The sequence below is a fragment of the Bradyrhizobium sp. STM 3562 genome (assembly GCF_045571435.1).
GTDB lineage: Bacteria > Pseudomonadota > Alphaproteobacteria > Rhizobiales > Xanthobacteraceae > Bradyrhizobium.
On record NZ_CP120694.1, the window covers coordinates 5318927 to 5341947 of the forward strand.

16 protein-coding genes and 1 pseudogene are annotated in these 23021 nt (G+C 62.6%); 6 read left to right on the plus strand and 11 right to left on the minus strand.

Going from position 1 to position 23021, the window contains the following annotated elements; translation table 11 throughout:
• Positions 1–37: 37 nt before the first annotated feature.
• On the plus strand, positions 38–1000 hold the full coding sequence (locus tag P6U23_RS24740) for a GlxA family transcriptional regulator (RefSeq protein ID WP_407175156.1): 963 nt from the start codon (positions 38–40) through the stop codon (positions 998–1000).
• A 32-nt stretch (positions 1001–1032) separates the two neighbouring features.
• Here the strand turns inward: P6U23_RS24740 and P6U23_RS24745 are convergent, their stop codons facing one another.
• The 6 genes and pseudogenes from P6U23_RS24745 to P6U23_RS24770 form a co-directional block, all read right to left on the minus strand.
• The gene (locus P6U23_RS24745; RefSeq protein ID WP_407175157.1) at positions 1033–2142 is read right to left on the minus strand and encodes a transporter substrate-binding domain-containing protein; all 1110 of its coding nucleotides are present in this window, start codon (positions 2140–2142) and stop codon (positions 1033–1035) included.
• Positions 2143–2624: 482 nt separating this feature from the next.
• Positions 2625–2930, minus strand: a complete 306-nt coding sequence (locus P6U23_RS24750) for a hypothetical protein (RefSeq protein WP_407175158.1) — start codon at positions 2928–2930, stop codon at positions 2625–2627.
• Positions 2931–3528: 598 nt separating this feature from the next.
• Positions 3529–6728: pseudogene (locus P6U23_RS24755) on the minus strand (efflux RND transporter permease subunit).
• A complete protein-coding gene (ihpB, locus tag P6U23_RS24760) occupies positions 6721–7707 on the minus strand; it encodes a divalent metal ion exporter adaptor subunit IhpB (protein WP_407175159.1) in 987 nt (328 codons plus the stop codon). The pseudogene P6U23_RS24755 and the gene ihpB overlap by 8 nt, the downstream one beginning before the upstream one ends.
• On the minus strand, positions 7704–8978 hold the full coding sequence (gene ihpA / locus P6U23_RS24765; protein WP_407175160.1) for a divalent metal ion exporter subunit IhpA: 1275 nt from the start codon (positions 8976–8978) through the stop codon (positions 7704–7706). Before ihpA ends, ihpB begins: the two co-directional genes overlap by 4 nt.
• 58 nt (positions 8979–9036) lie before the next feature.
• Entirely contained in the window at positions 9037–9330 is a 294-nt protein-coding gene (locus tag P6U23_RS24770; RefSeq protein WP_407175161.1) for a hypothetical protein, read from the minus strand.
• 919 nt (positions 9331–10249) lie between these two features.
• Between P6U23_RS24770 and P6U23_RS24775 the strand changes: the two genes are divergently transcribed.
• Both P6U23_RS24775 and P6U23_RS24780 read left to right on the plus strand, forming a co-directional pair.
• A complete protein-coding gene (locus P6U23_RS24775; protein ID WP_407175162.1) occupies positions 10250–10531 on the plus strand; it encodes a hypothetical protein in 282 nt (93 codons plus the stop codon).
• A gap of 344 nt (positions 10532–10875) precedes the next feature.
• Positions 10876–12018, plus strand: coding sequence for a DUF3047 domain-containing protein (locus tag P6U23_RS24780; RefSeq protein ID WP_407175163.1), 1143 nt, complete (start codon positions 10876–10878; stop codon positions 12016–12018).
• A 155-nt stretch (positions 12019–12173) separates the two neighbouring features.
• On the opposite strand, the gene P6U23_RS24785 is transcribed toward P6U23_RS24780, so the two are convergent.
• Entirely contained in the window at positions 12174–13097 is a 924-nt protein-coding gene (locus tag P6U23_RS24785) for an AraC family transcriptional regulator (protein WP_407175164.1), read from the minus strand.
• Between the two features lie 949 nt (positions 13098–14046).
• Between P6U23_RS24785 and P6U23_RS24790 the strand changes: the two genes are divergently transcribed.
• On the plus strand, positions 14047–15240 hold the full coding sequence (locus tag P6U23_RS24790) for an OpgC domain-containing protein (RefSeq protein ID WP_407175165.1): 1194 nt from the start codon (positions 14047–14049) through the stop codon (positions 15238–15240).
• A 792-nt stretch (positions 15241–16032) separates the two neighbouring features.
• Here P6U23_RS24790 and P6U23_RS24795 read toward each other — a convergent pair.
• Complete coding sequence (locus tag P6U23_RS24795; RefSeq protein WP_407175166.1) at positions 16033–16941, minus strand: lytic transglycosylase domain-containing protein; 909 nt, start codon at positions 16939–16941, stop codon at positions 16033–16035.
• A gap of 490 nt (positions 16942–17431) precedes the next feature.
• Here P6U23_RS24795 and P6U23_RS24800 point away from each other — a divergent pair, with 490 nt between their 5' ends.
• Positions 17432–19285 (plus strand): alkaline phosphatase family protein, encoded by a 1854-nt coding sequence (locus tag P6U23_RS24800; RefSeq protein ID WP_407175167.1) that lies wholly within the window; start codon positions 17432–17434, stop codon positions 19283–19285.
• Between the two features lie 225 nt (positions 19286–19510).
• On the opposite strand, the gene P6U23_RS24805 is transcribed toward P6U23_RS24800, so the two are convergent.
• Complete coding sequence (locus P6U23_RS24805) at positions 19511–20083, minus strand: hypothetical protein (RefSeq protein ID WP_407181568.1); 573 nt, start codon at positions 20081–20083, stop codon at positions 19511–19513.
• 374 nt (positions 20084–20457) lie between these two features.
• On the opposite strand from P6U23_RS24805, the gene P6U23_RS24810 reads away from it, so the two are divergent.
• Positions 20458–21117, plus strand: coding sequence for a peroxiredoxin (locus P6U23_RS24810; protein WP_407175168.1), 660 nt, complete (start codon positions 20458–20460; stop codon positions 21115–21117).
• Between the two features lie 53 nt (positions 21118–21170).
• On the opposite strand, the gene P6U23_RS24815 is transcribed toward P6U23_RS24810, so the two are convergent.
• Together P6U23_RS24815 and P6U23_RS24820 are read right to left on the minus strand one after the other, a co-directional pair.
• Entirely contained in the window at positions 21171–22202 is a 1032-nt protein-coding gene (locus P6U23_RS24815) for an L-idonate 5-dehydrogenase (protein ID WP_407175169.1), read from the minus strand.
• Positions 22203–22246: 44 nt separating this feature from the next.
• Complete coding sequence (locus P6U23_RS24820; protein ID WP_407175170.1) at positions 22247–23014, minus strand: SDR family oxidoreductase; 768 nt, start codon at positions 23012–23014, stop codon at positions 22247–22249.
• Positions 23015–23021 lie beyond the last annotated feature (7 nt).

Below are 23021 nucleotides of genomic sequence, written 5' to 3' on the forward strand. Positions count from 1 at the left end.
AGCCGCATTGCGGGCGATCGCTCGGGCGAAGGACGACATGCGTAGCATCCCTGTTGCCATCGTCGTTCCGGAGAACGCGCAGTCGCTGGACATTGCGGGGCCACTCGATGCCTTCCTGGAAGCTAACCGCCAGGCGCCGGGGACATGCAATTACGAGGTTCGGCTGTTGTCGACCGGCCGGAAACGCGCCGTCAAGGCGGGCAGCCTGTCGTTGCTGGCCGACAGCACGGTTTTCGACGACGACGGTCCGATCGAGACGCTGCTCGTCGCCGGCACCCCCGATTATGCTCAGGCTTATGGCAACACCGATCTTCACAACTGGCTGCGGCGCCGCGCACCGCAGAGCGCCCGCTATGGATCCGTCTGCACCGGCGCGTTCTTCCTCGGCGCCGCCGGATTGCTCGACGATCTGAACGCGACCACGCACTGGCAGCACGCCGCCGAATTGGCGGAGCGCTTTCCCAAAGCCAAGGTCGCGCCGGATCAAATCTTCGTCCAGGATGGCGCGCTATGGACCTCGGCTGGCGTGACGGCGGGCATCGATCTGGCGCTCAAGCTGATCGAAGACGATCACGGCCGCGGCGTCGCGCTTTCGGTCGCCCGCCGACTCGTGGTCTTTCTCAAGCGTCCGGGCGGCCAGTCGCAATTCAGCGCGCATCTGGCGGCACAGATCGCCGCGGAGAGCCGTATTCAGGCGGTGCAGCATTGGATCCTCGATCACCTTTCGATCGATCTCGCGGTCAAGACCCTCGCCTCCCGCGCAGCGATGAGCGTCCGCAATTTCACGCGCGTCTTCCAGCAGGAGACCGGGATCACGCCCGCCGATTTTGTTGAAATGGCGCGGATCGATTCCGCACGACGCCTGCTCGAGGAGACGGACAAGCCCTTGCAGCGCGTCGCGGCGGCCTGCGGCTTTGCCAATCCCGATACCATGCGGCGCGCCTTCTTGCGCCGGATCGGCACAGGACCCAGCGAATATCGGGAGCGGTTTCGCCGCTAGACATCGTCCGCGGCGCTGTTTCGCTTTGGCGGCTAATTCGTCGTCTGCCCCAGATATCGAAATAGAACGTCGTTCCACCAGTCCGACTGTTCCGCCTCAAGCAGCGCGACGTTCAGCTCTTTTCGCAACGGGCTGTCGCTGCGCAGCGCGATCGCATAGTCCTGCGGCTCAAACCTCACCTCGCTAAGTTCTGCGGACAAGCCACCCTGGCGGATCATCCAGGCCAGGATGGGCCGATCATAGGCAAACGCGTCGATCGTTCCCTTTCGCAGGGCCTCGAATCCCTCTTTTGGCGACGCAACCGTTCTGTATTTGACGCGCATCCGCGACAGCGCGTCCTCTGTCGCGGTGCCCTGCACGATGCCGACGCGCACGGCGGAAAGATCGCCAACGCTGTTGACCATGCCGTGCAGGCGCTTCGTCGTGAGTGTCGAGGTGATCCCTGCCGTGAACACCGCGATCGCGATCACCGAGACCACCATCCAGATTACGGCGATGATCCGCCCGGCCAGCGTGACAGGAATGATGCTGGCGTCGACACGCTGCGTCATCGCGTTGGCCGACCAAAATACGCCCGAACTGAGGCCGCGCACCACGCCGCCGCCAAATCCCTCATTGTTGCGGCGCTCGAACAGCCAGATCAGCACGCCTGCAAGGAGAGCTAGCCCAAGCAAGGCGCCTATGGCCTGCATGAAACTGTAGGAGGTGATCGAACGCACGACGGGCATCCAGCTTGCGACTCGGTCGGACTGCACGGCAACACCGGTTCCCGTGTGGAAGTAAGGCGTCGTGAAATCAACCTGCTGTTCACGCGCGGGCGTCACGGTAATGGCAGCCACGGCCACATCGAAATCCCCAGTGCGGACGCCATCCAGCAGTGATGGGACCGAGGCAGCCTCCGCGAACCGATATTGCAATCCGAGCTTGCCGGCAATGCGACGCCAGAGTTCGATGCTCATCCCTTCCCAGTTTCCGTCCTTGTCCTTCATCGCAAACGGCGGAGCCTCCTTGGTGCCGACAACGAGCTCGCGATTTTGGGCCTCGCCCTCCAGCGCGGCTGCCTGCAGGGACGTCGACAGAACCAGAACCGCGGTCAAAACAAGTATGACCGCGGTCGATACAGATCGAAGGTATCGCTTCATGCCATAACCAATATTCAGTTCACCGCCAGCCCTCGCGAATTTCCAGGTGCCGCTGAGAATTTTGTCGGGCGCGCGGTCGAGAGGGATCGTGTAGTTCCAGTCCCAGGATCGAGGATACCGATGACCGGCGCGGAAATGTGGTCGGCGCGCAGCGCCGTGCGGCGAGCCGAATGAGCACTCGCCTCCCGACCTCTCCAAGGCTCGATAGCACCGCTCCGCCAATCGGCCTCTTAGCGGCCTTTTTTCAAACCGACATCCCTGCGCAAACGGTTTTGCCGTTTGTCGCCGGGGGGCGCCACCGGGTCCACGCCAAGCGCAGGCCGATGACAGGCTCCGCGACGGCGCCTCGTCAGGGTGATGAGAGTTGCGTGCTCGCTTCGAACCGAGCTGATCTGCTCGCGTCAGGCCAGACCCCGCGCGATCAGTTTCTGGTCGCGCTCCGATTACCGTACGCCCACGGTTTTCGTTCCCGCCGGCTTATCTCACCGCGCGGGTTGGCGGCCCATGGTGTTCTTGATCAGACCAATGATCGCCGTAAGGATCGCGCCGGTGATACCGCCGCCAACGGCCTGGCCGACCAGCGCGCCGATATCGACACTATCGGCCGCGCCCTGCAGAACCGGCAGCAGCGCAGTGAGAATTGTCCCCCCGCCTGCCCCACCGATCGCGCCGGCGATGCTGTTGCCTAGCGGGCCGAGATCCAGGTTCTTCATCGACGCGCCCGCGGCGTTGCCTCCGATCGCGCCGGCAATAAGCTGGATGATGAGATTGATGATCGTTTCCGACATGACCTTCTCCCTTTCTCCACGCCATCAGAATCCTTCCGGTCGGCCCCATCATGAAGGTCCGCCATCAGCTCCAATCATCGAGATCTGCAATGCGCCGCCGCGAGAAGACGAGCGAGCCGGCGCCCGTCATTCCCGACTGTGCGCTGGGACGATCTTTCGGGTCCGGCGGGATCTGCGCCGTCGTTGCGTAGCGGTCGCCTCGACGGGTGCCGGTGCACTTCCGGTCGGTCACCGGTGTAAGATCGATCCGGAAGCCGTTCGCGCGCACGCGGTGAGAGGGCGCCCGTGCCGCACGATGACGGTTGGAACCCAGGCGGAAGGGGCGGCCGGGACTCCAGACCATGTCCCGAGCCAGAGCACCTTTTGGCTGCCTGCTACGCTCGATGCTTGGTTGCGGCATCGCGACGTCCCGCATCCGTTGGGCCGCGTCGAAAGATAGTTCTCGAAACCTTTCCGCCTGACGGAGTATTAGGTTAGGCGTACTACCCTAGGTAAGCAAGCAGATTAAATGACGTAGGCACTTACCTATTAGCAGCCGATGCATTCTGATGGTCGGCTATCGCCGGCCGCAAGCCTTGCGCTCAGTCCGCCGACCAAATCACAATCTGCTCTCCTCCGCTTCATGGGAGACGAGAGGAGAATCCTTCCGGAAAAGAACATACAACGCCGGCAGCACCAGGAGCGTCAGCACGGTTGAGGAGATGATGCCGCCGATGACCACCGTCGCCAGCGGCCGCTGAACCTCAGCGCCGGCGCCGGTCGCAATCGCCATCGGCACAAAGCCCAGCGAAGCGACGAGCGCCGTCATCAGAACCGGACGCAATCGCGTCAAGGCCCCCTCCTGGACCGCGTCCAGCACCGTCTTTCCATCTCGACGCAAGCGCTCGATGAAGGCGATGATCACCAACCCATTGAGGACCGCAACCCCCGAGAGTGCGATGAAGCCCACCGCAGCACTGATCGAAAGCGGAATGCCTCGCAGCAGTAGCGCCGCGACCCCGCCGGTCAGCGCCAGCGGCACGCCGCTGAACACCAGCAGCGCGTCGGCGGCCGACCCCATGCTCATGAACAGCAGCATGAAGACCAAGAGCAGCACCAAGGGCACGACAATCGTCAACCGCTTCGTCGCCGCGACGAGTTGCTCGAACTGGCCGCCCCATCCGATCCAATAGCCGGCCGGGACCTTCACGCTCCGGGCAACGGCATCCTGCGCCTCCGCCACGAACGAGCCGAGATCGCGCCCGCGGACGTTGGCCGTAACCACGATCCGCCGCTTGCCGTTCTCGCGGCTGATCTGGTTCGGTCCGGGCGTCGCCTCCACCGCCGCCAGCGAGGACAGCGGCACGAAGCGTGTCTGCGAGAGTGACGGTGCCGGCAATGCTGTCCTGATTGGTGCGAGCGAAGTCGCCTCCCCGCCAGGCAGCGGGATCGGAATTGCGCGGATCGCATCGAGATTGCCGCGCAGACGCTCCGGCAGTCTCACCACAATCTCGAAACGTCGATCTCCTTCGAACAGCTTTCCCGCGCTCTTGCCGCCGACGGCGATTTTCACCACGGTTTGAACGTCGCTGATGCTGAGGCCGTAGCGCGAAAGCGCGCGCCGATCGAGCTTTACGGTCAGGATGGGGAGTCCGGCGACCTGCTCGGTCTTGACGTCTGTCGCGCCGCGAATGCCGCGGATCACGCCTTCGACCTGCTTGGCCGCGCCTTGCAGGATGTCGAGATCGTCGCCGAAGACCTTGACGCCGACGTCGCTGCGCACGCCCGAGATCAGTTCGTTGACGCGCAACTGGATGGGTTGCGAGAACTCGTAGCTGCTGCCCAGGATTTCGTTGGCGGCATTTTCGATGGCCTCGACGACTTCGGATTTCGGCTTGTCCGGCTCAGCCCATTCCTCCCGCGGTTTGAGCATGACGTAGCCATCGGTCTGCGACGGAGCCATCGGATCGGTGGCCACTTCGGCTGTACCGATCCGCGTAAAGAAGTCCTTCACTTCCGGCACCTGCCGGACGCGCTTTTCCAATAGTTTTTGCAAATCGATCGATTCAGTAAGGCTGGTGCCGGGGATCCGGATTGCCGCGAGCGCCACGTCGCCTTCATCGAGGCTGGGAATGAATTCGCCACCCATGCGTGTGGCTGCAAAGCCGCCCGCGACTACGATGGCGGCAGCGCCGAGGGCGACCGCGCCCCTGTTTGCGATCGCAAGCCGCAACAACGGGACATAGATCCGCTTCGCCGCGCGCATGAACAGGCTTTCCTGCTCCGACACTTTGCCGGTCACGAAGACCGCGACCGCCGCCGGGACAAAGGTGATCGACAACAGGGCCGCACCGCCCAGCGCCATCAGCACGGTCAAGGCCATCGGCGTGAACATCTTCCCTTCGACGCCGGTCAGCGTCAGCACCGGAAGATAGACCACCGCGATGATCAGCGTCCCGAACAGGCTGGGCTTGATGACCTCGCTGGCGCCGCGGACAATAGTCTCCAGCCGCTCGGATGTCCTGAGTAGCCCGCCCTTGCGCCGCTGCGCCTGCGCAAGCAACCGGAGACAGTTCTCGACGATGATCACGGCACCATCGACGATGATGCCGAAGTCAATCGCGCCGAGGCTCATCAGGTTGGCGCTGACTTTCGTCTCGAGCATGCCGCTGACGGTCATTCCATGGACAGCGGTATCACGCAGGCTGCCACGAGCGCGGCCCTGATATTGCCGAGGATCAGGAACAACACGGCAACAACGAGAGCGGCGCCCTCCGCGAGATTGTTCTCGACCGTGCGGATCGTCGCCTCCACGAGGTGAGCCCGGTCGTAGACCGTCCGCGTCACGACGCCCTCCGGAAGGGACTTCGCGATCTCCCCCAGCTTTGCCGCGACGCGCCGGGCCACCGCCCGGCTGTTCTCTCCGATCAGCAGCATGGCGGTGCCGAGAACGGTTTCCTCGCCATCGAGCGTAGCGGCACCAGTTCGAAGGTCGCACCCCTCGGTGACCTCTGCGACGTCCCTGATCCGAACCGGCGTGCCGCTCCGGGACCCGATCACAACATCCTCGATCTCGGCAACGCTTCCGACCTGACCGGGAGAGCGGACCAGGTATTGTTCACCGTTCCGTTCGATATAGCCGGCACTGACGTTGGCGTTGTTGTTTGCGAGCGCGGTCATGACGTCGCGGAAGCCGAGGCCGTAGGCCATCAGCCTTCCAGGGTCGGGCAGGACATGGAATTGGCGCTCGAAGCCGCCGATGGTGTTGACCTCGATCACGCCGGGCACGTTGCGGAGCTGTGGCCGGATGATCCAGTCCTGCATGGTGCGCAGATGGGTCAGCGTGAAATCCTTGCCGCCGGGGGTCTTCACACCTGTCTTCGCTTCGACGGTGTACATGTAGATTTCACCGAGCCCCGTCGAGATCGGCCCCATCGCAACTTCGACTCCCGCCGGAAGCTGGTCCTTCACCTGCTGGATGCGTTCATTCACGAGTTGACGGGCAAAATAGATATCTGTGCCGTCCTGGAATACGACCGTCACCTGGCTCAAGGCGTAGCGCGAGAGCGATCGCGTGTAGTCCAGCTTGGGCAGGCCGGCCATCGCGGTCTCGACCGGAAAGGTGATGCGCTGCTCGGTTTCAAGCGGCGAATAGCCGGGCGCCTGCGTGTTGATCTGCACCTGCACGTTGGTGATATCGGGGACTGCATCGATCGGCAGGCATTGGAAATTCCACGTGCCGAACAGAGCAGCGCCGACGGCAAGCAGCATGATCAGCCAGCGTTGGCGCACGGAGAATGCGAGGATGCGCTCAATCATGGCCCGCTTCTCCCTTGCCCATCTCCGCCTTGACCAGAAAGCTCCTCTCGGCGACATAGCGCTCGCCGGCCGACAGCCCGGCCTTGATCTCCACGAAGTTCGGGTCCGACTCGCCGATTTCGACTGGCCGGGCCTCGATCTTGTCGCCCTCCTCGCGGACGAAGACGATCGTCCTGTTCTCAAGAGTCTGGATGGCCCCTGCCCGAACGGCCACCGGAACATGGCGCGCGGCCAGGACGAGCCGCGCGGTCACGAACAGACCGGGCCGCAGCCGTGCGTCGGCGTTCGGCAGCACCACGCGCGCCAGCGCCGTCTGGGTCTCGCTGGTTCCGATCGGAGCGAGATAGGAGATGGTGCCCCTGATCTCGCCGCGGCCATCGTCGGGATCGATCAGGATCGCCTCACCCACGCGGACGCGCTTCAGATCCTGGCGATAGATCGAAAGATCGGCCCAGATCGTGGAGAGATCCGCGACCACAAACGCCGGCTTCTGTTCGGAAACATATTCTCCGAGCGAAATCTGCCGGTCGATCACGGTGCCGCCGATCGGCGCCTTGAGATCATAGACGGTCAGGCTCTGGTTGCTTTCGATCGACGCCAGCAGATCGTCCTTCGCGACCGTGTCGCCGATCCGCTTTCTGATCGAACGCACGATGCCTGCGAATCTCGGGGTAACCTGAACCACCGTCTCCTGATTGGCGCGCAGCACGCCGTTGAACGAGAGAGTGTCGGAAAGCGTCGCGTTGGCGGCTTCGGCCAGCTTCACGCCGGCGGCAGCCAGCTTCACGTCGCTGATCCTGATCCGGTCGGCCCCGTGCTCGTCTTGTTCGACATGCTCCTCTGCCAGCTTCTCTTTCTTCTCCGACGCCTGGCCCGAAGCTTGCGTGGTCTCGACCTTTACGGGAGCGAGCACTTGGTGGCCGAAGGCGCCGATGGCAGCCGCCACAAAGGCCACAGCGAAAATGGTTGAGGTCTTCATCTCGCGCCCTCCCGCGCCAGCCTGAAAGGATCTCCGACAAGCCCCTCGATCGTCGCTACTGCGACGTGAAAATTCTGCAGAGCCTCCTGCTCGCGAAGCCGTGCCTGGGCGACGCTCGCCTGCGCGTCCAGCACTTCGAGCAACGTGTATCGGCCCTGGCCGTAGCCTTGCGAGATCGCGTCGGAAGCCTCTTGCGCTCGAGGGATCGCGGTCTCGCGCAGCACGGACAGCTCGCGCAGGGAGCCTTGCAGCGAGTCATAGGCGCGCCCTGCGATCACGATCAGCGCATTGCGGTTGGCCTCGCGCTCCGCTCGCGTCTTTGCGAGGCTTTCCTGGGCCGAAAGGATGTTGCCCTGGTTCTGATCGAACAGCGGGATCGGGACCGAAAGGGTCAGTCTGACCGCGTCGTCGTTAGTGTCGTTGAAATGACGCCATCCTGCGGCGATGCGCACGTCCGGATAGGGTTTCAGCCGCGCCAGCAGAAGCTCCGCGTTGCGCTGCGCATAGACGGCGGTCCAGCGGACCAGTTGCGGATTGGCGTCAATGGCCGCAATGACGGACTGAAAGGATGGCGGGCGGCCCGTGACCTCGAGCCGTCCGGAGACTGATACGAATTTGGGCGCTGTGTCCCCCATCAAGACCGCGAGTTCGCGGCGGGCGCTTGCCAGCATCGACCTGACCCGCTCGCGATCCGCCTTCACCAGCGCGGATGCGACTTCCGCTCGCCCCGTCTCTGCCGGCGAGGACGCTCCCGCCTCGACCCGGCGCCGCAACAGCGGCGTCAGCCGGTCGATGGCGGCGATCTGGTCATCGAGAATCTGAATCCGGCATTGCGCGCCGAGAACGTTGAGGAAAGCGACCGCCGTCTCCGACAGAACCTCGAGCCGAACAGCCTTGCGCTGGAAAGCGGCGACTTCGACTCCGGCCTGGCCGGCCGCGATCCGCGCCTCGCGTTTGCCGAACCATTCGAAGGCCTGGCTGATCTGCAGTGTGTTCTCCGCCGACTTGGTGCCCTGATAGATGCGCGACCCGAAGGAATTGTCCTGTTCGTACGACAGCTCTGGATTTGGCAGGACGCCGGACTGGATACGTTGCCCGGTGGCGATACCCATGTCACGCTCCGCCGAAGTCAGGCGCGGACTTGCGGCAAGAGAGCGCGCAAGCGCCTCCCGCAGCGTGAGCGTCTGAGCCTGCGAATCGCCCGCCACCACCAAGCTGATGGCAAATGCCGCCGCGCCCGCGATGCGCGCGGCCGTTGGTCCGAATGCCATGAAGACAACCTGCTGAACGAGGACTTTTGAAGCGGCCGCTGACGCGCCGCGACTCCGTTCAGATCAGGTGTTTGGGCGGTGGCGTATCGATGCCGGGTACGAGACCGGAAAGGCGCATCGTGCGCTGCAAGATCGGCGCACTCCGCGGCGCCAGGTTCATCCAAGCCTGAACCGGCGAAGGGACCGAGACCGAGAAGCAGCCGTGGCAGTGATGCTCGGCAGCAACGCCTTTGTCCCGGTGCTCCTCCCCTTTGGCAATATCGCTCACGACCATGCCGCCGGAAGGGTTCGTTACATCGAGGCCGCACACGCCGTGCAGCGCGCCCGCGAGCAAGTAGACCAGCGTCAGCAATACCGCCGCTATGCGTCGCGGAGCACTGATGACCAAGAGCTGGGGTTTTCTTGCGAACATTCGGAAATTGTTTGGTGCGGACTTCCGACTATCACGCCCTCCCCCCGGAGTCGACGTTACAACATTACGCTGTGAGTTCATCGGATGGTCGCAGCCCCGGAGCGAAGAATCGCAAGGCTGGCCTACTTGCGGTTGCCGCGCTGGGCTGGCGTGCACCGCCGCGGTGCGGTTGAAAAAAACTACGCATCGGCAGCGTGGATTGCCACGCGATCGGGCTGGCGAGGTCTGCCAGCCCGACTCTTTGTCACTATTGGAATGGTGCAGGAGCGGTATTGGGCATGCAGGGAGGTACAGTATAGGGATCCGAGGCAAACGCGCCGACATTTGGAGCCCGCATACAGTCTGTAACGCCTGGATGGCCCTTGGCCGTGGCGTGCCGTGCCGCGACGTCGCTGCGAGCAGCCATGGCCTGCGTTGTGAATACGGCAGCCGCGATCAACGCCGCCGACACGAAGGTCAGTTTGGTCATTTGTTTCTCCCACATGGTGACAGAAGCCAAGGAAGCGCTCGGCTCCTTGTTGTGAAGAGCGGCCGGGCTTGGAAAATATTTCATCACGCGCTTTCAACGAAACGCGATCTTCTGCGCACGCTGCGCGGCACGCTGAACACAGCTCACGCTGCTGCATCGAGGCTGAGCAACGGCACTGGTAGGCAATGTCATCGCTATCCGCCGCAGTCTCGCCGATACAGAAGTGGTGCGGCCCTGCCGTGAACCGATGCGATGTCTGCCTCATGGAGACAGATTTGCAAAGCTGCCAAACGTTTGCGTGATTGGGAAATATCCAGACTCCAATCTCGGTCTTCCTTTCAGAAACGCAAATGCCTCCGCTCGCGCGAGGCTCAATCGAGGAAGCCGACGTTGAAGATCACATACCTTCTGGCAGCCCTGCTGCTTGCGTCATCCTTCGCGACCCAAACCACGACTCATGTGCGAACCAACAGCAGCAGCAATCGAACGCATGTCGACACCCGACCGACAGATGGCAGTCGACTCCAGGGATACGGCATCGAAGGCCGCGAGATCGCAGCTCCGACCTGGAGCTTCGCCTGCATGAACGACCAAGGCCCACAACAATGTGACGAGCCCATGTGGGTCTATGGGAGCCCCGACTATCTCGCGCAATTTAAGAATGCCTTCTGACATTGACCCGCACACAGGAGAGAGAAAACGTGGAACTCACGACAGTAGCTAGCTGACGACTTGCCGCGACACCCAACTGGGCAGCCCTGCACCAGCGGCCATTCTGGTGGACGGCAATTGTCCACGCCGACCGTTCCGTCACCTCGGGAAATATTCCCGGGCGATGCCGGGAAAACATCTCAAGTCTTCCTTTGCCCTCTCAGCTATCGCTGCGCGTGCAGGATCTCCATCCTACAACGCGCGAAAGAATAGCCAGGGAGGAACACATGTGCACGTTGCCTCACCATGCCGGTTGCTCTTACGGTGCAGACGGACTCAGTCGGCGTTACATGCTGAAACGGCTCATGGCCCTGGGCCTGACGGCGTCGCTCGCCACGCTCGTCCTCGATCGCGGGGCCATGGCAGCCATAAGCCTTCTCGACCGCGCGGAACTCATCGACGGCGTGACGGCGCTCATCGCCAGGGCCAAATCCCCCGAGCTTCGCGAGGCCCGCGTTTTCGATCTCTCAGGCAGCGAGTTGCCGTGGAAGGATCTCGGCATCACCCTCGCTAAGGGGCAGGAAGTGACGTTCCTGCTCGGCGGTCGCGTGTGGCTCGCCCGCGAACAGGATCTGTGGGTCGAGCCCGGTGTTGCGTTTCACGTACGCACCCGCGGCGCCCGCCCGATGTTCAATCCGATGAGCAACACCGGGACGATGACCGCCGCCGCCGACGGTCCACTCGAAATCGCACGATCACTCGTCGAGTTCAAGGATGCGGCTGGCGAACTGGCGGTGCCGAAGGACGAGTACGCCAAGGCCGACGCGCACATCTACGGCGTGGCGCTGGTCTGGCGCGGCAGCGCGCTCGCGGGCCTGACAAGCCTGCTCAGCCACGGCGACATCGACGGCATCATCGCTGCGGAAGTGGCGCGGCTCCAGTCGCCCCGCAAGCTGCCGGCGGGCTGGCACAACTTCTTCATGCTAGGCGGCGGCCCGGTCATCTTCAACGATATCGGCAATGGCGCAATTTCCGTCGAACCGCTGAAAAACGCCGGCATTCTGCAGCGCCCCGTCGGCATCGAGCTGAAGCCGCAAACCAAGCTGAGCTGGCGTTGGATTGTCGAGGAGCTGCCCTCGCGGTTGCCGGAAGACCAGCTTACGTCGCACGACTATCTCTCCATCGCCGCGGAGTTCGACGACGGCCAGGACCTCACCTATTTCTGGAGCTCAAGCCTCCCTGTCGGCAAGGCGTTCCGCTGCCCGATCCCCCGCTGGACGCCGCTCGAGTCGCACATGGCGGTCCGCAGCGGCTCTGTCGATCTCGGCAAGTGGGTCAGCGACGAGCGTGACGTCTACGCCGACTACAAGGAGCACATCGGCGGCCCGGCCAAATCCATCGTAAACGTCTGGCTGCTCGGCGTCTCGCTCTTTCAGCGCCGTAGCGGCTCGTGCCGCTTCGCCGACATGCAGATCTCTCAACCGGGCGCCGAAACCCTGAACCTTTAAGACACCGCGAGAGTGAACCGGCTCAATCGGCTCGCCGCCAGGTTAAGTCAAGGTCTGAAGCCCGTGACGAACGGTTGTACGACGCGTGGCGCGGCCACCGTTCGGCGGATCGAAATCAAGACCAAGACAGCATCTCGTGGCACTCGCGGATCTGGTCACATGGCGCAGCTATTGCCCCTTCCGGCGCTGCGCACGCCGCGCGGCGAATCGCCGAATCGGGCGCGGAACAGGCGATTGAAATGCGAAACATCCGAAAAGCCAACCTCCAACGCGATATCGGAAATCCGGTGCGTGCTGGTCTGAAGCTCGGTTAGCAGTTCGAACGCCCGTTGAAGACGTAGTTCATTCAGGCGACAGGTGAACGACCTTCCCGATGACGCCATCAGGCGCTGCAGATAACGAGGAGAGATGCCCTGGCAGCGGGCAACTGTCTCGAGGCTAAGCTCGGGATCTTGAAAGTGCCCTGCGATGTAGTCGACGACGGCGCTGTGGCGCGCAGCCACAACAGCGCTCGCATTGCTCTCGCCCAACGGAGCGCACTCGCCGATTGCGAGCGCCACCAGATCATGGATGTGAGTCAGGACCGCATCGCGCAGCGCGGGGGCGGCTAGAGCGCCCTCGTTAAATGCGGACTTCAGATACGCCATGAGAAGTCGAAGCGCCTCGGCTCGGTGCGAAATCGGCCGCATCGCGAAAGTGTCGACATTCGTCACGCGCTGCGCAAGCGCGTCGCGCGGCACGGCCAAGCCGAATTGCAGCCCTTCCACATAGGTGACAGTGGCGGGCTCCGCATGCAGAATTGCGATTGCATCGCCGGCGCGAAGCTCGACTTCATGGCCGCGCTGCGACATGCGACTCCTGCTGGGAGAGCAGACGATGAGGCCGATCGAGTCATCACCATCAGCAATGCTCGTCTGCGAACGCTTGAAACGCATGGAGGACCCTCTCAACGCGAGCGTACGCAAACCCGGGATTGATTGCAGCCTTGCTTCAGCTCGAAATGGAACGTGCGACAGAGGTTCGATATCGACGTGAACTATGACCCTCCCAAAGTTCTCGCGCCACGAAGGGATGCGCATCCTCTCCGGGAGCTCACGCGTCGAGAACCGATATGATGAGAAATCGGCTGCGCCCGTAGACATGGGGAAATCTCCAGCCTTCATAAAAACGCTCGAATGAATTGCTGCCACAATCTACTACGGTATTTGTAATTTGCAGTTCGCGCACCGACCTTTTCTTGAGCGGTGCGCCGAAGTCCAAGAAGCTACACCATGTCCCTGCTAGTCTCATTCACCTGTGATCGATGGCGATGTGAACTGGCTTACGTTGCGCCTAGAAAATTAGGTCCATAGTGATTACGAAAGTCGTGATGCTAAAAAATCTCCTTTAAGAGGAGACGACCGTGGTGGCTCTATTTCTCGTTGCCGCCATCGGGTCCAATTTCAAACATAGCTGGCGGCTGCGAGCGCAAGTCCAGCTTTGCCAAATTGTTCGCGACTGATCGAACTCAACGATCCGCGGTGCAGATTGTTCTGCAGCACTTGGATGTCCTCTGATACCGGTTTCGGTTCGTCTGTTGGGCACGACACCGTCATCAGATTTCGTCGGACACAAACTCCCTTTACTTCCGCCGCGGGTGAAATGGCCGAAATCTATCGCGTACGACGTCAACGGTGATGATCAAGCGAGGGTTCGAGCATGCCCACCATATTCGACCTGCTTTACACCGAATATTGCCGTGCCCGCCTCGCCGAAATGCGAAAGCAGCTTCTGATCCCGGTTGTTTGCGACGAAAGCCTGAAAGCGGATCGGGATGGCGGCGATCCTGGCAGCCCCGTTGATCGGGATAGCGGTTGGGCTGACGGGCCGCGACGAACGGAGCTCGAACCACTACGTAGCCACCACCCGTAACCGCATCGCTCGGTCGGCGATCTGCTCGGTACCTACGCAGTCCAACGCGCATAGCGAGCGCTTCATCGACCCATCTCCGACCGAGAGCGTGCGCGCAACGCCGCACAGGGCAGTCAGATGCATGATCGAACTCACAGCTCGAAGCCATTGGTCGGCGAGACACCGCCGGAGCTCAAGGGGTCTGGTCGCGACCTGCGGATCGATGTCTGCCGCGGCATCGCGCTGTGGTGGATTTTTCTTGACCATGTTCCCAACAACATCGGGAGCTGGTTGACACTGCGGAACTACGGCTTCAGCGACGCGGCCGAGGTATTCATGTTCATCTCGGGCGTGACCTGCGCGCTGGCCTACGGCAGGGCATCTCAGCGCGACGGCTGGAGCGGTATGATCGGTCGCTCGGTCCGGCGGGCGTGGGACATCTATGCCGCATTTCTGCTGCTCACGCTCGCTTGCGCCATCATGGTCTACCTCACAGGCCGCGATCATCTTGCCGACGAGAGCAATACGCGAATTTTGTTGGAACGTCCGGGCGTGACCCTCGCGCACGCTGCGGTCCTCCAATACCGTCCCGTCAACACCGACGTCCTCGCCGTCTTTGTGATTTTCCACGCTTCGTTCGCGCCGCTGCTATGGCTGCTGCTGCGAGCACCAAACGCGACGCTTGGCGCCTCGCTGTTGCTTTATTCGCTCGTGCAGGTCTTCGGCTGGAGCGTTCCCGCCTGGCCCAGCGGGGCGTGGTTCTTCAATCCCCTGGCCTGGCAGTTTCTGATCGTGCTGGGCGCGTGGTGCGTGATCGAGGGGCAGAAATTCCGGCCGTTGCTGACCTCTCGCACCGCGCTGTTTCTTGCCGTTCTCTATCTGGTTTTCAGCCTGATCATCGCGTTGAGTTGGAATATCACGCCGCTGGAGCCGCTGGTCCCGCAGACTGTGACGAAGCTGCTTTTCCCGCTGGACAAATCGAATCTCAGCCCGCTGCGACTATTGCATTTCTTGGCTCTTGCCATTGTTGCGCTACGCTTCGTTCCTCACGATTGGCGCGCGCTATCGACGCCGGTGATGCGCTGCGCGAGGTGCTGTGGCGAGCACTCACTGCCAATTTATTGCCTCGGCGTTCTCCTGGCGCTCGCCAGCCACCTGACGCTACTCGACATCTCGGATCGGCTCGCGATGCAGATTGGGCTTAGTCTTGGTGGCATCCTGGTGATGATCGTCGCCGCGACGCTGCTGAAGTCGATCAGCATTAAACCCGGGCGGCAGCCACGGTGGATCCCGCCGATTAAGCCTGTTACCGCGACATTCTCAAACGAGTAGTGCGCAAATGGGCCGCTACACCGTAGCCGGCCATCTCCGGATCGGATCACAATCCGCGGTCGAAGCCTAGCCGCGGCAAAAATTTCCGCGACGCGAACATGTGCTCGCTGAAGTCTCTTGGCTTCATCGCTGCTTCCGCCACGAAATCAAAAAATTCAATTCGAAGAATTCAGAATTGTGACATCAAGACTGAAATAAGACATCGTCGTCGGCTGAGTTCGCAGGTAGCATACGGTAGAAGATAACGTGTGCAGAGAGGCCAAGGAGCCCTCTACCTGCACGGCTGGACATTATATGCACCGTCACCTGGCGGGGCGCCGTTTGCGGATGAGTGACGAGGAAGATTTGCGCTGCCCAACTCGCCAGGGCGGCAAGGAGGTGAGGCATGAGGATAACGACCGTAGCGTTCGCTCTCGGAGCGGCCCTGGTGTTGTGTGACTTGGGGACCTACAGTGCCGCAGCTCAAGTCGTTCGTGAGCCACGGGCGAGGCTTGTCGTCAGGGTGCCCGTGGTAAGGCCTTACTGGGATTCCTACATTGTTCCACGATATCGTTTTCGCCCTGAGGACGACCGCATCGATCCATACGGACCGCCCGTAGTTCCGGTGATACGCTATGGGGCTCAAGAGGTGACGCTTCCGGCGTGGGGCTGGTGGAGCTGGTAAGGACGCCGAGATACAAACGCGCGCCGTGCTGCCGGCGTTGTGACTGAGCCGCCGTCGAAGCGGAGCAAAAGTATGCCCCGCTGCACCTGCGCGAGATGCCGCCTATGATCTCGCACACCGGCAGCGGCTTACATTTGATTGCGCAGCACGTCACAATACGCACCGGCTGCCATTAGCGCCGCGCATAGCTTTTTTGCCGCGACCTGGGTGTCTTCACCGATTCGGACACGTGCGGCGCCCATCTCGCCCAGGATCCCGCGAACGACGACATGCGGTTCGCGGTCTGCGATGATCGCCGTGTATTTCGGCTTCCATTCACGATAGCGAGCAAGTGCCTTTGCCGGGGTTGGCGCGCCGACCACTTCCACGCCCCATGGTTTGATGGTTTCAGGTCTCGGCGAGGATGCATCCCCCTTAGGCGCAATCAAAATCGAGGTCGCCAGATTGCACGGCACAACTTCGACCGAGGCCATCGCAACTGGGTTGGTCTGGCCACTGGCCCATTCTTCGACGGAGCGACCGGTCACGAACCGCACATAGGCGCGCGTTTCCTGCGGAAGCGGCCGCCCTCCCCCAAGCCAATCGTGAACACGTCCAGATCCGGCATTGTACGCCGCTGCCGCAAGACCGAGATTTCCAAATTCACGACGCAGGCCAGCGAGCAGCTCACCGGACTTCGCAATCGCTTCGAGCGGATCAAACGGGTTTTCAAGGCCGCTCGATTTTGCGGTCGTCGGCATGAATTGAGCTATGCCCTGCGCACCTTTCGGGCTGATCGCGTCCGGCTTGAAGCGGCTTTCCTGCCAGATCAGGCGGGTGAAGAAATCGACCGGCAGATCATTGGCCGTTGCCGCCGTGGCGAGCACCTCACAAAGGCCTGGTGCTGACGATGGAGCGTTCTGCTCCGGCCGCTCATTTGACTTGGTCTCCTGATTATCTCCTGGTTGGCGGCTTTCACTGGAGGGCTGTTGTTGCACCGCCCTCGGATCACCGCCGAAGTCGGACGCGAGTGCGAGCGGCCCGATCAGCGCGACCATCGTGGACAGGAGCAGTCTCCGCAGGAAGTCGGAAGCCCGGCCGAAGCCGCCAGGTGATGGGGCGTTGCTCACCTCAAATCTCATTACGATCGCTTTCGCGAGGCCGGGTACGCGCGAAGCCAACCTCATCGGTGCCTCCCAGAACGCGACGATCAAGATCAGGACCTCAAGGAGGGCAAAGTAGAGAGCTTTGCAACGCACAACACCGAAGCGCGGGATGCGTTCCGACTAGCCGGACCGTCACGCCCCGCTCCGGCGGGGCACCCGGTAAGCCGCGGCCTATCGGCTCAAGCACCTGCGCCTCTGGAAGACTGGATGGCCCGGCCGAGAGCCGGACCATGACGGCGGCACGAGCGGCTGGCTGCAGTGCCCCCCACTCAATCGCCCGCGTCGCACACGCTTGCCCGCGCTGTAGCAAATCTGTCACATAGCAAAATTACACAGGGCACGCCCGGAATAGACCCCCATTCGTTTGCCCCAGGAGATTGTTATGCGCCGCGCCACCGTGCTGCTATCCGCCAGTCTACTCACCTTGGCCGCCAGCGCCGCCTCCGCTGCGAATAACGCCACGCCGCACAATCTGATTCTGTTCGTCCCCGACGGCCTGCGCGCACTGAAAGTCACGCCCGAGACGGCGCCGGCGATGGCCGAGGTCCGCGACAAGGGCGTCAATTTCAAAAATCCGCACTCGCTGTTTCCGACCTTCACTATGGCCAACGCCTCAGGCTTGGCAACCGGGCATTATCTCGGCGATACCGGCACCTTCTCCAACACCATCTTCACCGGCTACACCTCCGCGCCCGCGGGCGACACCGTGGTGCCCTTCCTCGAGAACGATGCAGTGCTCGGGGATGTCGACGAGCATTTCGGCGGCAACTACCTCAATGAGGAGACGCTGTTGAAACTGGCGCGCGCCAAAGGCTTTTCAACCGCGGCAATCGGCAAGCTAGGTCCGACCTACCTGTTCGATCACACCGACCGCGCCGACAAGGCGGGCGCGCATTCGATCGTGATCGACGACTCCACCGGGGCGAAGAACGGCGTCCCGTTATCCGATGACATGAAGGACGCACTCACCAAGTCCAACCTTCCCCTCACCGCGCCCTCGCGCGGCGACAATGGCAAGGCGGGCGACGCCAAGACGCCCGGCACGACGTCCGCCAACATCGCCCAGCAGGCCTATTTCGCCGACGTCGCGACCAAGGTCGTGCTGCCAATGTTCAAGGCGCGCAACAAGCCGTTCGTGCTCGTGTTCTGGTCCCGCGATCCCGATGGCACCCAGCATAACCAGGGCGACAGCCTCAACAGCACCACTCCCGGCATCAACGGGCCCACCACCATGGCCAGCATCAAGAACGCCGATGAGAACCTTGCGCAGCTCCGCAAGGCTCTCGACGAGCTCGGCCTCGCCTCCACCACCGACATCATCGTCTCCGCCGATCACGGCTTCTCGACGATCTCCAAGCAGAGCAAGACCTCGCCGTCGGCGAAGGTGACCTATGCGGATACGCCCGAGGGCTTTCTGCCCATGGGCTTCGTCGCGCTGGATCTCGCCAAGGCGCTGGATCTGCCGCTGTTCGACCCCAATGACAAGAATGCGCCCGTCGGCGCCAATGCCCATCCGAAGGCCGGCAACGGCGTGCTCGGCAAAGATCCCGCCAAACCAGACCTCGTTGTCGCCACCAATGGCGGCTCCGACCTGATCTATCTGCCAAACAAGGACAAGAAGCTCGCCGACCGCACCATCAAGGCGCTGCTCGAGCAGGACTATGTCAGCGGCCTGTTCGTGGACGACGCGCTGGGCCGCTTCCCGGGCACGCTGCCGATGTCGCAGATCAACATGAAGGGCAAGGCGGCGACGCCCACGCCCTCGATCGTGGTCAACTTCCGCTCTTATGTGGAAGGATGCAACGAGCCGACCAACTGCTCGGTCGAGGTCGCCGACACCGTGCTGCGGCAGGGCCAGGGCATGCATGGCAGCTTCGGGCGCGGCGACACCATGAATTTCATGGCGGCGATCGGCCCCGACTTCAAGGCCGGCTATGTCGATGCCCTGCCCGTCAGCAATGCCGATGTCGGCATGACCGCGGCGCAGTTGCTCGGTCTTCGTGCCGCCGCCAATGGCGGGCTCGAAGGCCGCGTGATCTCGGAGGCTCTGCCCAACGGCATCACGCCGAAAGCGGTTGCGGCCAAGCTGATTTCGAAGCCGGCCGCGAACGGCCTGCAGACGATCGTGAAGTACCAGCGGGTGCTGTCGCAGCGCTATTTCGACGTTGCCGGCTTCCCCGGCCGCACCGTCGGCCTGGATGAAGAGACCGGCAAAGAGAAGACGGCGGGGCGCTGACCCCGCCGCCCCGAAGGGAGATGCTGGTTGGTTGAATCGGCGCGAGTCGCGGATTCGGTTGACCTGCCCTAGAGGGAGAGGTCCGGGTGAGGGTTTACGGTGTCCGAGAGCTGCGGCCCCTCACGCGGATTGCACTGGACGATGCCTTAGCATCGCGAGGAGCAATCAGACCTTTTCCCGCCGCGGAGAGGTCAACGAGGGCCCGGCAACCGCGTCCGGTTGCGCCTACATCCCGATGTCGAAAACGTTCGGCAGTTGCGCAAGCGGCAGCGCGGCCACGCCGACGATGGTGGCGACCATCGCCATCAGCGTGCGGTTGGTGTTGCGCTTGCCGCGCATCTGGGCGGCGACCCACTCCAGGGCTTCGACATTGAGACCCTTCGCATAAGCAGGTGCCCAGCTCTCGATGTCGGTGGCCGGTGACAGCGCCACGTTGCGCGGCGGCACCGGCAGGCCGGACATCGCGGCGGCGTGGTGGGCCACCGCTTTCGCCAGCAGGTCGTCGAAACGGCCCTCATCGCTGCGCTCGGTCGCGGCTTGCGCGATCTCGAACAGCGCTTCGGCCTCGGCCCGGCTGACCGGCTGATTGTCGACCGCGGCCGCGGTGAGGATGCGCGCGCACCAGGCGGCGTCGTCGGCATCGAGCGAACGGGAAAAATGCACACGGCCCTTGGTCGTCGGGCCTTCGCCGGTGATCACGCCGTCGCGCACGATGGTCAGCGCGTGGGCGGCGGTATCGCGGCAGGTAGGTTCGAGGACGCTGAGTCCTTCAGCGGCCTCAACGCGAGGGGCAGACATAGTTAGGGTTCTCAGTTTCTTGTTCTCTTCCAGCATGTCCGTACGCGCATGAACGAGCGGTTAACGATTCGAAACCGTCATCCTTCAATTCGGAGATGGTTTCCGATTAGTCGCACGCATGTGCCGTTCGGTTCCGGCCTTGCGGTCGGGGGCGGCGTGATGAGAGCCATAAGAGGCGACATCGGGGCAATCAGGTATTTTGCGGGGGCTGTGCTTTTTCGCCGCAATCCCGTACTTCAAAAGAGGGTGCTAGAGCTATGCCTCACGAGAGAATGATTTTCCCTTTTTGACATGCCCCGTTCACTTAAGGCTATCCACCGCCTATACTAGCGAATCCGAATTCACCTGTAACATGAATGACATGAGGCTGTAACATGCCACTTCAGATCGGCTCTGTAGCCCCGGATTTCGAGGCCGAAACCACCCAAGGTAAAATCAAATTCCACGACTGGATCGGGGATAGCTGGGCCCTGCTGTTTTCGCATCCCAAAGATTTTACCCCGGTCTGCACCACCGAGCTCGGTGCGCTCGCCAAATTGAAGCCTGAGTTCGACAAGCGCGGGGTCAAGCTGATAGGCTTGAGTGTCGATCCCGTCGACCAGCACGCCAAGTGGTCGGAGGACATCAGGGAGACGCAAGGCGCCGCTCCCAATTATCCGATGATCGGCGACACCGACTATAACGTCTCCAAGCTCTACGACATGCTGCCGGCGTCGACCTCCGGCGATCCGAGCAAGCGCACGCCCGCCGACAACCAGACGGTCCGCAACGTGTTCGTCATCGGCCCGGACAAGAAGATCAAGCTGGTGCTGGTCTATCCGATGACGACGGGCCGCAATTTCCAGGAAATCTTGCGCGCGATCGACTCGCTGCAGCTCACCGCCAAGCATCGCGTGGCGACCCCATCCGATTGGAAGCAGGGCGAGGACGTCATCATCTCGGGCTCGGTTAGCGATGACGAGGCCAAGAAGATCTACCCGGATGGCTGGAAGGCGCCCAAGCCTTATATCCGCATCGTGCCGCAGCCGCGCTGAGCCGAGCCTGCCATTTCCGGGGGCCCGCGGCGGGTCCCCGGAATGATGCTAGCTCAAAACCTCAACTGTACCTTCATCGATTTCGCGCGGTCACTCGCGAGCTCAAAGGCCTCGACGGCCTGTTCGAACGGCACGGAGGCGGTGATGAGCGGCTTCACGTCAAGCCGGCCCTCGCCCATCAACCGCAGTGCGAGCTCAAATTCGCCATCGAAGCGGAACGTGCCGCGCAGCTTCAGCTCTTTCGTCACGATGCTGTTGACCGGAAGGGTCATCTCGCCGCCGAGCCCGAGCTGCACGATCACCGCGCCCGGGCGCAACACGTCAAATGCCAGCCGGAGCGCGGCCTGATTGCCGGAGGCCTCGAACAGGACATCGAACACGCCCTTGCCTGCGCGCCAGGGATCGAGCGCTGCGGGCTGCGCGGCGACATTGAAGACCTGGCTCGCGCCGAGGCTGCGGGCGACGGCAAGCGGCGTATCCGCGACGTCAGTGACGACGATTTCCGCCGCCCCCGCATAGCGCGCCACCAGCACCATCAGCGCCCCGATCGGGCCGCAACCGGTCACCAGCACCCGCTTACCCATCAACTGACCGGCCTGATTGGCCGCATGCAGGCAGACCGCAAGCGGCTCGGCCATCGCGGCCTCCGCCAGCGACAGCCTGTCCGCGATCGGGACCGCCTGCGCCGCGGCGACCGTGACATGCTCGCGGAAGCCACCCTGCACGTGCGGATTGCGCATCGCGCTGCCCATGAAGCGCATGTCGAGGCACTGGTTGCGCATGCCCTCGCGGCAGTGAACGCAAACGCCGCAAGGTTGGCTCGGGTTGACGGCGACGCGCATGCCCGGCGCGAGGTGCCGCACGCCCTCACCGACTGCGGCGATCACGCCGGCGATCTCATGACCCAGCGCCATCGGCTGTTGAATCCGCACCGTGCCGAACCCGCCATGATGGTAGTAATGGAGATCGGAGCCGCAGATGCCGCCGGCCTCTATCCTGACGCGAACTTCGCCCGCTCCGGGCGCCGGATCCGGAAAATCATCGATCCGCAAATCCTTCGGTGCGTGGATGACGACGGCGCGCATGGCTCAATCTCCCGTGGCTATTCCGGCAAAGGCAATCGCGACCATCACATCGCGGCCAGCATGCCTCCGTCGACATAGATGGTCTGCCCATTGACGTAGTCGGACGCGGTGGAAGCCAGAAAGATCGCCGCTCCCACCAGCTCGTCCGGACGTCCCCAACGCTTGGAGGGAATCCGCGACATCAGCCAGGCATTGAAATCGGCGTTGTCCACCAGGGCCTGGTTCATATCAGTCAGCATATAACCGGGGCCGATCGCATTGGCCTGGATGCCGCTCGCCGCCCATTCGACCGCCATCGACTTCGTCAGATTCTTGATGCCGGCTTTCGCCGCGGTATAGGGAGCGATGGTTGGCCGCGCGAGTTCGCTGGCAAGCGATGCAATATTGATGATCTTGCCGCACTTGCGCGGGATCATCCGCTTTGCGGCTTCGCGGCCGATGACGAAGGCACTGGTGAGATTGGTCTCGACCACCTTGCGCCAGTCCGCGCTGGAAAACTCCACCAGCGGCTTGCGCATCTGGATGCCGGCATTGTTGACGAGAACATCGATCTCGATCCCGGCTTTGTCGAATCCTTCGAACGCACCGACGATCGCGGCCTCATCGGTGACGTCGAAGGCTGCGCCTTCCGTGGCAAAACCAGCGGCACGCATTTCGCCGACGGCGGCCTCGACGCGCGCCGGGTCAGTGCCGTTGATGATCAGGCGCGCGCCGGCCTTCGCCAAGCCATCGGCGATCGCGCGGCCAAGCCCACGCGAGGAGCCCGTCACCAGCGCAGTGTGGCCTTTGAGATCGAACAGCGAGAGCGTCATGGCAATT

Bases quoted from the DNA above. Each gene is read 5' to 3' on its own strand.
- P6U23_RS24800 (WP_407175167.1), top strand. From the start codon at position 17,432: ATGCGCCGCGCCACCGTGCTGCTATCCGCCAGTCTACTCACCTTGGCC.
- P6U23_RS24745 (WP_407175157.1), bottom strand. From the start codon at position 2,142: ATGAAGCGATACCTTCGATCTGTATCGACCGCGGTCATACTTGTTTTG.
- P6U23_RS24795 (WP_407175166.1), bottom strand. From the start codon at position 16,941: ATGGTCGCGCTGATCGGGCCGCTCGCACTCGCGTCCGACTTCGGCGGT.
- P6U23_RS24805 (WP_407181568.1), bottom strand. From the start codon at position 20,083: ATGTCTGCCCCTCGCGTTGAGGCCGCTGAAGGACTCAGCGTCCTCGAA.
- P6U23_RS24750 (WP_407175158.1), bottom strand. From the start codon at position 2,930: ATGTCGGAAACGATCATCAATCTCATCATCCAGCTTATTGCCGGCGCG.
- ihpA (WP_407175160.1), bottom strand. From the start codon at position 8,978: ATGGCATTCGGACCAACGGCCGCGCGCATCGCGGGCGCGGCGGCATTT.
- P6U23_RS24790 (WP_407175165.1), top strand. From the start codon at position 14,047: ATGCATGATCGAACTCACAGCTCGAAGCCATTGGTCGGCGAGACACCG.
- P6U23_RS24820 (WP_407175170.1), bottom strand. From the start codon at position 23,014: ATGACGCTCTCGCTGTTCGATCTCAAAGGCCACACTGCGCTGGTGACG.
- P6U23_RS24815 (WP_407175169.1), bottom strand. From the start codon at position 22,202: ATGCGCGCCGTCGTCATCCACGCACCGAAGGATTTGCGGATCGATGAT.
- P6U23_RS24780 (WP_407175163.1), top strand. From the start codon at position 10,876: ATGGCCCTGGGCCTGACGGCGTCGCTCGCCACGCTCGTCCTCGATCGC.
- P6U23_RS24785 (WP_407175164.1), bottom strand. From the start codon at position 13,097: ATGCGCATCCCTTCGTGGCGCGAGAACTTTGGGAGGGTCATAGTTCAC.
- P6U23_RS24740 (WP_407175156.1), top strand. From the start codon at position 38: ATGCGTAGCATCCCTGTTGCCATCGTCGTTCCGGAGAACGCGCAGTCG.
- ihpB (WP_407175159.1), bottom strand. From the start codon at position 7,707: ATGAAGACCTCAACCATTTTCGCTGTGGCCTTTGTGGCGGCTGCCATC.
- P6U23_RS24810 (WP_407175168.1), top strand. From the start codon at position 20,458: ATGCCACTTCAGATCGGCTCTGTAGCCCCGGATTTCGAGGCCGAAACC.